This is a genomic window from Anaerotruncus sp. 80, from assembly GCF_009936115.1.
In the GTDB taxonomy this organism is placed as follows: domain Bacteria; phylum Bacillota; class Clostridia; order Peptostreptococcales; family Anaerovoracaceae; genus Senimuribacter; species Senimuribacter intestinalis.
Window position 1 is genome coordinate 22,630 of the sequence record NZ_QWES01000014.1, and the last position, 12,103, is coordinate 34,732.

Here is a 12,103-nt window from a genome sequence, read left to right on the forward strand (position 1 = left end):
CCCATACGATAGTTTAGACTACCATAATGTTAAAGTGATAGCTCTTTTCTCATACAGAAAGACCGAAATTACTTCTTCCAGATTCTGTTCGCATATTTACACTGCTTCAGCGCAGTCTTCGCAACCAGTTTGCCGTCCTTATCATAGACTCTCAGCTGCGCTTTGTAATAGTACATCTGTCCCTTCTTACCAATAGTGTTGGTATAGGTCTTTGCGCTCTTTGTCAGTATGCTCTTGTATCCTGACGCTTTCTTTGTGGAACGGAAATAGGTGTATTTTACAGTGTATCCCATTTCTTTCAGTTCTTTGATTGCCTCTGTCGTTGCTTTATCTGCTTTTACAGTAACTTTTACGTTTTTCTTAGAGGTTCTTGCTGAACGTGCGGTCAGCTTTATCTTGGAGACGAGGCCTTTGACAGCTTCAGTCCCCGGATCCAGCGGTGTGTCCGGATCGTCAATGTCTGTATCTCCTGGATTTTCCGGATCCACAACCGGCGGTTCCCATTTAGAAGCATCCTCTTCCCTAGTATAATCATCTGTGTAATGTAAAACTATTACATTTCCGTTCTCCAGATACTGTTCGCTTACTCCGAATTCCGGATGTTTTCCGTTTATGGTATACATCCAGCCTGAATTCCTGCCGTTATCCATTTCTGCAAGAGTCAGGCTGCCCTTTGTTACAGCGGAAATATAATTGCCGCTCGGAATGGTAAAGCTGATATCTGTTCCCTCTACTGCTTTCTGAAGTGCATCCCAGACAGTTGCATTATTGCTCACACTGATTGTCTTTGTATCCAGCCATACTGACAGGTTATTCTGAGACAGGGTGTGTGTATCTCCCGCCTCTCCGTGGAGTGTATCGCCCAGAATTTTCACGCTGACAGTAATATCGCTGCCTGCAGGATTCATCACAGTTACGTTAATCACTGCGCTGACACCCTCGTATACCAGTTTCACTTCCTGGCTGCCTCTTCTTGATGAATTGAAGTTTTCTACTTTGACGTCACTTGGCTTCAGTTCCTTTGTTTCACCGGTGTGATATGTAGCAGTAATTGTCATGCCGTTAAAGGAGAATGTTTCACCAACAAAATACTCAGTTTTGTATTCGCCGGAAATCTTTAAATCAATTACAATCGGCTCCTTCTGGTCATCAGAATAAGTCAATCTTACAGCATCTGCGCCCAGCGGGTCATCAGTTCTATTGTGATTAGGCTTTGTAAATCCGGAAATGTTCGGTTTCTCGACAGATGTATCGACGTAAGTCGCACCGCTTTCTGTCTCATGTGTCTTGCAACTGGTATCTACGTACTGAACAAAACCGATGCCCTTTTCCGCGCCGCAATCACCAGCATAGTAATTTCCGGCAATGTTGTCGTATTTATTCAGGCTTGTCAGATAGCCGATTACACCGCCGACATAAGCATTTTCTTCCGTTGCGGAAACCGTTCCGGTAAATTTGTTCAATTTAAAGGTTCCGGTTTCCCAGTTCTGATTTACATAATAGTCTGCGCCCATGATACCGCCGACATAGTTCTTACCTGTAACGGTTCCGGAAGAAACGTTTCCTTCCACATAGATTCTTTTGCCGTTTGGTGCTGTTTCATTTACATATCCACCCCCGATAATACCGCCAGCCTGATTGCCGGAAGCAATCACAGTGCCGTCGAAGGTACAGTTCTTTACTACGCACGCGCCCATGGCATTATCTCTTGAGCCGACGATACCGCCGACATAGTTTTTACCCTTGACGGTTCCATGGTTGACACAGTTTTCAACGGTCCCCTGTAATCTACCTGCAAAGGCTCCTATGTTAGACTGATCTTCGGCATATCCGATGACAACATCTTTCTCAATGATACAATTTTTAATGGTCGCTACAAATCCAGCTGTGCATCCCGCAAAGCCGTTGGTCGTAATGTTTGCACCAAGGAGACCGGACTTCAATGTCTTGGTTCCTTCCACCAAAGTAACGTTATCGATTACGATGGCACTTCCCGATAAGCCAACGCCCTCGAAGTTATTTACAAGGCCATAGCCCTCAATTCTGCTTCCGTAAATCTTCAGATTGCTGACTTCTGCTTCCTGAACATAGCCGAGAAGTGGCAGACCGCCTTCCGGTACTGTGATCTGATGATTCTTGCCATCCAGCTTACCGCTGAACGGATACAGATTTACGCCATTCTGGATGTCATTTTTTCCATCCTTGGTTACACCCATTGGTTTCCAGTCAGCAGGCAGGGTAATATCCTTTTCCAGTGACAGATACTTATCTTTAAATGCGTATCCGATATTGACAAGTTCCTGTACAGCCTTCATCTGCGCCGCACTTTCAATCTGATAAGGATCTTCTTTAGTGCCTGCGCCTTTGATGCCTGCCTCCTCAAATTTCTCATCAACAACCTTCTGCATATCTTTCACAACGAATTTCGCAACGTCTGAAGCTGTTTCAGAAACATGCCCCTGCAGCAGATTCGCTGCGACACAGTAATAATAGAAAGTGCCGTCTTTGTCCGTAGGCGCATTGTACCAACTCTTAGTGGCTCCTTCTATCGGTGTGCCGCCTTCATTTTTATTCTCTGTATTCACATACCACTGATAGGTTAATTTTCCATAGTCATCTTTCTTTACGGATACACTGACTCTCCCTTTTGAAGCAGCATCTCCGACTCTCAAAGATTCGTTACCCTTCGGCTGCTTAGTAAACACTGGTTTTGCCGCAGAGTCTACCTTGATAAAGACGTAAACACCCGTTATATCTTTTCCTGCCGCATTCTTCTCTCCGGTTGTCGCATAAGATTCGTATTTTTTTCCCTTAAAGGTGCATGTGATTTCACAGGACCAGTAACTACCTAAATCATCTGCATATTTCGCATCCGTAAACGGCTGAATTTCCGTCACGTCTTTCGGTCCGAAGCTGCCGCCTGTTTTCGACTCTGCACCGGCTGTGGCGAAATTTCTATACCATTGATAACTGTACACTGCTCCCTCTACCGGATTTTCAAGCTTAACGGAAATTTTTTCCGCTTCAGCCCCCGGTGCGTACACAAAACCTTTATGAAAAGCATAGGAGTAATCATCTCCCAACTCATTACCAAAATTTTCCAATGTCGCTTTTGGTGTCGGATCAGCACTAACTACAATTTTTATGATATTGGAAATAGCAGTATTTTCCTTATTTTTTTCATTGGTAAACTGACAATAGTAGTAAGTTGTACCGATTTCTTCTGTAGATGGTGTATATTCCCTATCCTGTGCTCCTTCAATAGCAGTCGCACCTTCTGTAGAATTGATACTGTTCTTGTACCACTGATAACGCACTGCTCCGCTTGCGCTGGCTTTCGCTGTCAGCGCTGCCGCTTTATTTCCCTGGATGTAATCCGCAGATTTTGGCTGTTCTACAACGGTAGGCACATCCGTTTCAGGCTCTTTTTCATAACAAATCTGATAGATTGTTTCTGCATAGCGGTCAGAGGAAACTGTAATTTCTACATTCATGCGGCCGGATTCATCCCACTTTACAGGAATTTCACTTTCCTCTCCATTTGAAACTTCTATTCCATTTGCTTTAATCATGTATGACTTATTGTACCCAGTTGCTTTAATCTTAGTCGTTTCCGCATCCTTGTCAATATACGTATGATACTGCGTTTCATCCTGATTGAAGGCTTTATCCATTATACCTTCTACCGCCAGTTCTTTCAGGGTAGCATTAAGATTTGCTTTTATACTGTACTGCGCAACGATCCCCATGCTTCCCTTATAACGAACATGAAAGCATCCTTGATACAGCTTTGAGCGGTTTCCGGAGATCATACCAGACTCTCCCCGTACAGTTTTATTCAGCGCTTCGCCTGCAAATTCGTTGGTCGGCGCCTGCGGATCAGAAGAGAAGCTGCTATAGATATATACGCCTTTATTGCCGAGATAATCCGGTATGTCCACTTCATATCCGTCTTTTTTGCCATCCTGCAATGCAGGAGTCATTGTAAGCGGATTTTTACGTTCGCTAAAATCTTCCTCACTTCTATAAAGTTCCAAGACTTTCAAGGAAGGAGCATTCAGCAATTGTACGTTTATGAATGGCATGATAATATCTGCTTTCGGATTATATGCCGTTAGCCAGCAGGAATCCTCTGTCTGATTTAAAGTTACATTTTTGACTACTGCTTTACTACTTGCCGCAGCTCCACCAACCGGCGCAACTTCACCATTAGAGTCAATTACCCCCAGCTGCAGTCCTTCCATGCCCACGCCGTTAAGCATCCGCTGAGATTCTTCCTTTGCGCCAAACTGCGCCACATTGAATCCCCAGCAATGGATATCGAAAGGAACGTCTCTGAGCCTGCTCAGTGTATACACCGGCTTCCAATGTATCCCATTATTTCCTGATGTAGCATAGCTAGCGGAAACCCCTGTATACATATCCTTCTTTTCAGCAGAAGCATAGCGGAAAAATTCCAAACAGTCTCCTTCCTTGATTGCTGTGACTGCCGGCGTCTCACAAAGCTGTCTGTTGATCATAACACCGCTGTCTGTGGTTTTCTCACCAAAATAACGGGTTACATTGCCGTTCTCGTCTATCTCCAGCTTATCAGCTGCTGTCTCTTTAGTAAATTCTTCTCCATATTTCTCCATATGCGCTTTTACCAGCGCATCCAATACAGAAACTTCATCCTTCACGCTGTCGGCATAGCCGTAGGTCTCAGCAAGATCCGCATCTACCTGGGTATTCACCAGCGGCGCATGGAAAAACTTCTGATTCGCCTGTGAAGTAATAGTTACCTTACAGGATTTCTCTGCTTCCGCTTCGGTTCCATCACCTGTATCCGCAAATGCCATAGATGGCATCATGCTGAAAACAATGAGAAAGCTGAGAAGCAGCACAAGAGTTTTCTTCAAGTTTTGCTTTTGTTCTTTCATGTGTTTTTTCCTTTCTTGTCTTAGTTACCGCCTACAGCTTCCTGCTTTTTACAACAAAAAAGACTATAGGCATTTGCCTACAGTCCGAATTTACTGTATCTTAACCATGGATTCTTACGGTTACCTCGCCGCAAATCCTCATTTCATGCAGGTCTCCTGGCTCATGGATTATCGTCTCAATCTCCCTTCCCAGGTTTCCCCAGTGGTTGACTATTTCCAGTCTCAATCAAAACAATCCAACTACAGTGGCGGGTCCGCGCAGGACTTTCACCTGCTTCCCTCTTAGCTTTCTCATTGACATCTCCTGATAAACAAGGTGCGATTCCAATGGAAAGAACACAAAACGTTGTTTTTTATTTTAGTTTTTAATTATTGTTTGGAATTTCTTCCAATTGTATTATAGCCCTCTCCGAACAAATTTGCAATATCATTTTTTATTACTACATTATATAGATATTAATCTTTCCCTGCTGCGCCACTTTTTCTCAAAATTATACGCTTTCAGGTTGCAAGGTCTTCATACTACCTCAAATACAGCAAAGTCTACTAAAGAAATCACAGTATAACCATAAAACCCTGCAGGGCTTACCATGCAGGGTTTTCATGTTTTATCTTAAGCTGATGATTATACTAATTCTAAGAACACTACTTCAGCGCAATCGCCTCTTCTAGGTCCCAGCTTCAGAATTCTTGTATATCCACCGTTTCTGTCAGCATACTTTGGTGCAATTTCATCAAACAGCTTGCTTACTACGCTTTCGTCGTAGATGTATGCCAGCGCCTGTCTTCTTGCGTGAAGGTCGCCGCGCTTTGCAAGTGTAATCAGCTTTTCTGCTTCTCTTCTAGCTTCCTTAGCTCTGCAGTCAGTAGTAGAAATTCTACCTTCTCTGAGCAGATCAGTTACCAGATTTCTCAGCATAGCTTTTCTGTGAGCAGTAGGTCTGCCCAGTTTTCTATATCCTGGCATATCAATTCTCCTTTCACTTCGTTATTGTCTGTCTATGCAAATGATTAATCGTCGCTTGGTTTGAGACCAAGTCCTAATTCTTCTAATTTTGCTTTCACTTCGTCGAGGGACTTCTTACCAAGGTTTCTAACCTTCATCATATCCTCTTCGGTGCGTTCGGTTAATTCTTCAACAGTGTTGATTGCAGCTCTCTTCAGGCAGTTGAAAGAACGAACGGAAAGTTCCAATTCATCAATTGTCATTTCCAGCGCTTTTTCTTTCTGGTCTTCTTCTTTTGCAACCATGATTTCCATACCGTCGGTAGAATCATCCAGCTGAATGAAGAGATTCAGGTGTTCCTGCATAATCTTCGCTCCTATGGATACGCCTTCTTCCGGCGTGATGGAACCATCTGTCCAAATTTCCAGAATCAATCTGTCAAAGTCAGTGACCTGACCAACTCTTGTGTTCTCTACTGTATAGTTGACTTTTCTAACAGGTGTGTAGATAGAGTCAACTGGAATCACTGAAATCGGTGTGCTTTCTGTCTTGTTCTGGTCAGCAGGTACATAGCCTCTGCCTCTTGCGAGATTGATTTCCATTACAAGTGTAGCATTTTCTTCCAGTGTTGCAATATGCAGCTCAGGATTGAAAATTTCCATTTCGGAATCGCCAATGATGTCCGCAGCCGTTACAACTTTTGGACCAACCGCATTGATGATTACACGCTTTGTATTATCGCCGTTCAGTCTTACAGCAAGTTTCTTTAAGTTTAAGATGATTTCTGTTACGTCTTCTTTGACACCTGGTATCGTTGAAAACTCGTGAAGTATTCCGTCGATTTTTACAGAAGTTACAGCAGCACCCGGAAGCGAACTCAAGAGAATTCTTCTCATGCAGTTTCCCAGTGTTGTACCATAACCTCTTTCAAGAGGTTCTACGACAAATTTGCCGTAAGTACCGTCTTCGTCCACAAACTTAGTGATTGTTGGTTTTTCGATTTCTATCACTAAAAACCCTCCTTCTTATTCCAAGTAATACCGGTTTTATGCCGCTTGTTTACTTGGAGTACAATTCGACGATTAAGTGCTCTGCAACCGGAGTATCGATATCTTCTCTTGTTGGCATAGCAACAACTTTACCTTCTAATTTCTCAACGTCTACTGCCATCCATGAAGGTACAGTGATTGACATTTCTTTGATTTCCTTAAATTTAGGGGAGCTTGTGCTCTTTTCCTTAACTTTAATGACATCACCAGCTTTCAGCTGCATAGATGGAGCTGTAGCTTTCTTGCCATTTACTGTGAAATGTCCGTGAACAACCAGCTGTCTTGCTTCTTTTCGGGAAGATGCAAAACCTAATCTATATACTGCGTTATCCAATCTGGTTTCTAATAAGATCAGTAAGTTTTCACCTGTCTTACCCTGTTTTCTAGCAGCTTTATCAAATAAATTTCTAAACTGCTTTTCCTGCATTCCGTAGAATCTCTTAGCTTTCTGCTTTTCGCGGAGCTGCAGTCCATAGTCAGAAGTCTTCTTTCTGGACTGACCGTGCTGTCCGGGAGCGTAATTTCTCTTCTCAATTGCGCATTTGCCGCTATAGCATCTTTCACCCTTCAAGAAAAGCTTCTGGCCTTCTCTTCTGCATAATCTGCAGTTAGCGTCTGTATATCTTGCCATGTTATATTACTCCTCCCTTCAATTAGACTCTTCTTCTCTTTGGCGGTCTGCATCCGTTGTGCGGAATCGGTGTGATATCCTTAATCATAGTGATTTCAAGACCAGCTGCCTGCAGTGCTCTGATAGCAGCTTCTCTTCCGGATCCTGGACCCTTTACGTAAACTTCAACTGTTTTTAAGCCGTGTTCCAGTGCACCTTTAGTTGCTTCTTCAGCAGCCATCTGTGCAGCGTATGGAGTAGACTTTCTGGAACCCTTAAAACCCAGGGACCCTGCGCTGGACCAGGAAAGTGCATTTCCGTCCATATCTGTAAGAGTGACTAAAGTATTGTTAAAGGTGGATTGGATATGTGCCTGGCCTTTTTCAATGTTCTTACGTTCTCTTTTCTTTTTTCTAACTACCTTTTTAGCAGTTTTAGCCATTGTTTCCTACCTCCTTCTTATTTCTTCTTTCTGCCTACAGTCTTTTTAGGACCTTTGCGAGTTCTAGCGTTTGTCTTTGTTTTCTGACCTCTAACAGGCAGACCTCTTCTATGTCTGATACCTCTGTAGCTGCCGATTTCCATCAGTCTCTTGATATTCAGAGAAACTTCTCTTCTCAGGTCACCTTCTACAAGGTATTCTTCATCGATGATCTTTCTGATTTTACCAGCTTCATCTTCAGTCAGGTCTTTTACCCTTGTATCAGGATTTACGCCTGCTTTTTCAAGGATTACATTTGAGGTTTTTCTTCCGATACCGTAAATGTAAGTTAAACCAATTTCTACTCTTTTGTCTCTTGGTAAGTCGACACCGGCTATACGAGCCATACGTTTCCTCCTTCTCCTATCTTCCGTCACCTTCCAGGGGTGATACAGACAGGGGTTCTAATAACAATAAATTTTATCTTCCCTGCGGTCCTGGTCCTCGCAGGGGATTTAACGAATTTAATTAACCTTGTCTCTGTTTGTGCTTCGGATTTTCACAGATTACCATTACTCGTCCGTTTCTTTTGATTACTTTGCACTTTTCACAGATTGGTTTTACGGAAGCTCTAACTTTCATTTTAATTCCTCCTCCATATCTATGCGATTTTCTATAATTCCTGAGCGAAGTCGAGGGAATTTCAAACAAGATTTCCTTACAGCGAAGCTGCGAAAGATTTTATCTTGTCTATAATTCCCAGGGCGAAGTCGAGGGAATTATTTATCTCTCCAGATAATTCTTCCGCGAGTCAGGTCATAAGGGGAAAGTTCCACTTTCACTTTATCTCCCGGAAGGATTCTTATATAATTCATTCTGATTTTTCCTGAAATGTGTGCGAGTACTTCAAAACCGTTTTCAAGCTTCACCTTGAACATAGCGTTTGGCTGTGCGTCTACAACGGTTCCCATTGCTTCGATGACGTCTTTTTTCGCCATAAATACACCTCTCTCTTTACTATAAGGTAAGCAGTTCAGGCTCACCATCATTAATAACAACAGTATTTTCATAATGCGCTGCAAGCTTTCCGTCAGCTGTAACCACTGTCCAGTCATTGAGCAACGTTTCTACTTCGTAGCCGCCCTGACAAATCATCGGTTCAATAGCAAATACCATACCGCTGACCAGTCTCGGTCCTTTTCCCGCCTTGCCATAGTTAGGAATCTGCGGATCTTCGTGCATATCTCTTCCTACGCCGTGTCCTACAAAGTCACGAATCACAGAAAATCCTGCACCCTCCGCATGTACCTGAATGGCATGAGAGATATCTGACAGTCTGTTTCCCGCTCTTGCAAACTTGATGCCTTCGAAAAAGCTTTCTCTGGTAACATCAATCAGCCTTTGTGCTTCAGGTTCAACCTTGCCGATAGCGTAAGTTCTTGCTGCGTCACTGACATAGCCTTTGTAGGTCGAACCCACATCTACGCTGACAATATCGCCTTCCTGAATGATTCGATGTTTGTCGGGAATGCCATGCACGACCTCTTCGTTAATGGACACACATGCGCTACCAGGAAAACCACCGTAGCCTTTAAATGAGGGAATCATTTTGTTCTTACGGATGGTTTCCTCTACATAGCGGTCGATGTCCATAGTGGACATGCCCGGTTTAATAAAGTCTTCCAGCGTTTTTAGAATATAGCCGGTAACTTTTCCGGACTCACGCATTAAATCAATTTCCTGTTTGGATTTGATGATGATCATACTATTCACCTAAAGCTTTTACAATTTCAGCAAATACAGTGTCGAGAGGAAGCGCTCCATCGATAGTAACGACATTGCCTGCCTTTGTGTAGTAATCCACCAAAGGCTTGGTCTTTTCGTTGTATTCTGCGACTCTGGTTTCAACAGCATCAACCGTGTCGTCCGCTCTCTGGAACAGCTCGCCTCCGCAGAGGTCACAAATGCCTTCTTTTTTAGGAGGAATGTTTACGACATGGAAGGAAGCGCCGCAAGCCTTGCAGACTCTTCTTCCGGTAATTCTTGTAACCAGTTCTTCCTTTTCCACTTCGATATCAATCACAGTGTCAAGTTTCTGACCGTGCGCTTCTAAGAATTCATCCAGCTTTTCAGCCTGATAAACAGTTCTAGGGAAGCCGTCGAGCAGGAATCCATTCCTGCAGTCATCTGCAAGAAGTCTGTCCGTTGCTAAATCGATTACCAACTCATCTGGAACCAATTCACCTTTGTTCATATATTCCTGTGCTTTCTTACCAAGCTCTGTTCCGTTTTTGATGTTTTCTCTGAAAATATCTCCAGTTGAAATGTGTGGGATATTGTACTTCTCCACAATTTTCACTGCCTGTGTGCCCTTTCCGGCGCCCGGAGGGCCTAACAATACTGTTCTCAGCATTTGCTCATCTCCTCTTATTTCAGGAATCCCTGATAGTTTCTCATAACCATCTGGTTTTCCAGTTGTTTCATTGTATCAAGCGCAACGCCTACTGCGATAAGCAGAGAAGTTCCACCGAAGTGCATTCCCTTCAATGCTGGAACAAGTACGCCTAAGATTGTCGGCAGCGTTGCGATTACTGCCAGGAAAATAGCGCCTACAAATGAAAGTCTTGACATTACTTTGTTCAGATATTCAACTGTTGCTTTTCCCGGTCTGATACCCGGAATAAATCCGCCGTTTGCTTTCATGTTCTGTGCTACTTCCACAGGGTTAAAGCTAACTGCTGTATAGAAGTAGTTGAAGAATATAATCAGCAATACGTTAAATACTGCATATACCCATACACCCGGATTCCCCGCAGGTGACAGCCACTTAGTTACAAACTCAGTAAAAGCAGTGCCTGGGAAGAAGTATGTGATTGTCAGTGGGAACTGCAGGATGGACAGCGCGAAAATTACCGGAATTACCCCTGCCTGGTTAACCTTTAGAGGGATATGGGTGGATTGTCCGCCGTACATCTTTCTTCCTACAACTCTCTTCGCATACTGTACAGGAATTCTTCTGGTACCCTGCTGAATTTCAATAACGCCCAGAATAACTGCAACTGCAAATACTACGAACACCAGCAGTGTTACGATGGAAAGCGCTCCATCGTTATACTGGGTCCACAGACTGCGAAGTCCGCTCGGAATTCTTGCAACGATACCGCCGAAGATAATCAGCGAGATACCATTACCGATTCCATTCTCGTTAATCTGCTCACCCAGCCACATCAGGAATGCAGTACCTGCTGTGAGAACCAGAATAATTACTGCGAAAGAGAACCATGTCTGGTCGGTGATTGCTCTTCTGAACAGACCTACTGTCAAGCCAAGCGCCTGAATCAGCGCAAGGACGATGGTCAGATAACGAGTAATCTGCGCCATCTTCTTTCTTCCTTCCTGTCCTTCCTTTGCCAGTCTTTCAAAATAAGGGAAAGCCATGGTCAAAAGCTGGATAATGATGGAAGCCGTAATGTATGGTGTAATACTTAAAGCAAATATGGTGAACTGGCTGAAGGATCCGCCGGAAAACAGGTCGAACAAGTCGAACAATCCGGTTTCACCTGTAAACATCTGTGCCAGCGTACCTCTGTTAATGCCCGGTACAGGAATGTTGGATCCGATTCTAAAAACGACCAGCATTAACAGCGTGAAAATCATTTTGCTTCTTATTTCAGCGACTTTAAATGCCTGTGAAATAGTCTTAAGCATCTCCATCTTAAATCACCTCTGCCTTTCCTCCAGCAGCTTCGATTTTTTCAATTGCGCTCTTAGTAAATTTGTGTGCCTTTACTGTGATACCGATGTTCAAAGTTCCATTTCCAAGAATCTTGATTCCGTCTTTCACCTGTTTTACCATGCCTAATTCTTTCAACAGCTCAGGTGTAACTTCAGTACCAGCTTCAAATCTATTAAGATCTTCTACATTAACAATTGTATACTCTGTTCCAAAGATGTTGGTGAATCCTCTCTTTGGAAGACGTCTGTAAAGTGGCATCTGTCCGCCTTCGAAGCCAAGTCTGACTCCGCCGCCGCTTCTGGACTTCTGACCGTTCATACCTCTGCCGCCGGTTTTACCCTGGCCGGTAGCAGTACCACGACCTCTTCTTTTGCGGTTTTTAGTGGAACCTTCTGCCGCTCTTAACTCATGCAGTTTCATTT

General features: G+C 43.5%; 12 protein-coding genes and 1 riboswitch. All 12 genes read right to left on the reverse strand.

Annotated features, from left to right (window positions below):
• Positions 1 to 68: 68 nt before the first annotated feature.
• The 12 genes from D1155_RS08350 to rplO all read right to left on the reverse strand — a co-directional run bounded on the left by D1155_RS08350 (position 69) and on the right by rplO (position 12,101).
• A complete protein-coding gene (locus D1155_RS08350; RefSeq protein ID WP_160201941.1) occupies positions 69 to 4,919 on the reverse strand; it encodes a bacterial Ig-like domain-containing protein in 4,851 nt (1,616 codons plus the stop codon).
• Between the two features lie 128 nt (positions 4,920 to 5,047).
• Positions 5,048 to 5,276: riboswitch (cobalamin riboswitch) on the reverse strand.
• Positions 5,277 to 5,544: 268 nt separating this feature from the next.
• Positions 5,545 to 5,886, reverse strand: coding sequence for a 50S ribosomal protein L17 (gene rplQ, locus D1155_RS08355; RefSeq protein WP_160201942.1), 342 nt, complete (start codon positions 5,884 to 5,886; stop codon positions 5,545 to 5,547).
• 44 nt (positions 5,887 to 5,930) lie between these two features.
• Positions 5,931 to 6,875, reverse strand: coding sequence for a DNA-directed RNA polymerase subunit alpha (locus tag D1155_RS08360; RefSeq protein WP_160201943.1), 945 nt, complete (start codon positions 6,873 to 6,875; stop codon positions 5,931 to 5,933).
• Positions 6,876 to 6,924: 49 nt separating this feature from the next.
• Positions 6,925 to 7,545, reverse strand: a complete 621-nt coding sequence (gene rpsD / locus D1155_RS08365) for a 30S ribosomal protein S4 (protein ID WP_160201944.1) — start codon at positions 7,543 to 7,545, stop codon at positions 6,925 to 6,927.
• 22 nt (positions 7,546 to 7,567) lie between these two features.
• Positions 7,568 to 7,966, reverse strand: coding sequence for a 30S ribosomal protein S11 (gene rpsK, locus D1155_RS08370; RefSeq protein ID WP_160201945.1), 399 nt, complete (start codon positions 7,964 to 7,966; stop codon positions 7,568 to 7,570).
• A gap of 17 nt (positions 7,967 to 7,983) precedes the next feature.
• Positions 7,984 to 8,352, reverse strand: a complete 369-nt coding sequence (gene rpsM / locus D1155_RS08375; RefSeq protein WP_160201946.1) for a 30S ribosomal protein S13 — start codon at positions 8,350 to 8,352, stop codon at positions 7,984 to 7,986.
• Positions 8,353 to 8,473: 121 nt separating this feature from the next.
• Complete coding sequence (gene rpmJ, locus D1155_RS08380) at positions 8,474 to 8,587, reverse strand: 50S ribosomal protein L36 (protein ID WP_050738992.1); 114 nt, start codon at positions 8,585 to 8,587, stop codon at positions 8,474 to 8,476.
• 137 nt (positions 8,588 to 8,724) lie between these two features.
• A complete protein-coding gene (gene infA / locus D1155_RS08385) occupies positions 8,725 to 8,943 on the reverse strand; it encodes a translation initiation factor IF-1 (RefSeq protein WP_067532786.1) in 219 nt (72 codons plus the stop codon).
• A 19-nt stretch (positions 8,944 to 8,962) separates the two neighbouring features.
• On the reverse strand, positions 8,963 to 9,709 hold the full coding sequence (map, locus tag D1155_RS08390) for a type I methionyl aminopeptidase (RefSeq protein WP_160201947.1): 747 nt from the start codon (positions 9,707 to 9,709) through the stop codon (positions 8,963 to 8,965).
• Between the two features lies 1 nt (position 9,710).
• A complete protein-coding gene (locus D1155_RS08395; RefSeq protein ID WP_161880235.1) occupies positions 9,711 to 10,355 on the reverse strand; it encodes an adenylate kinase in 645 nt (214 codons plus the stop codon).
• A gap of 17 nt (positions 10,356 to 10,372) precedes the next feature.
• Positions 10,373 to 11,659, reverse strand: coding sequence for a preprotein translocase subunit SecY (secY, locus tag D1155_RS08400; RefSeq protein ID WP_330588301.1), 1,287 nt, complete (start codon positions 11,657 to 11,659; stop codon positions 10,373 to 10,375).
• A 1-nt stretch (position 11,660) separates the two neighbouring features.
• Positions 11,661 to 12,101: a 50S ribosomal protein L15 gene (gene rplO / locus D1155_RS08405; protein ID WP_160201949.1), complete on the reverse strand. Its 441-nt coding sequence runs from the start codon at positions 12,099 to 12,101 to the stop codon at positions 11,661 to 11,663.
• Between the last annotated feature and the right edge of the window lie 2 nt (positions 12,102 to 12,103).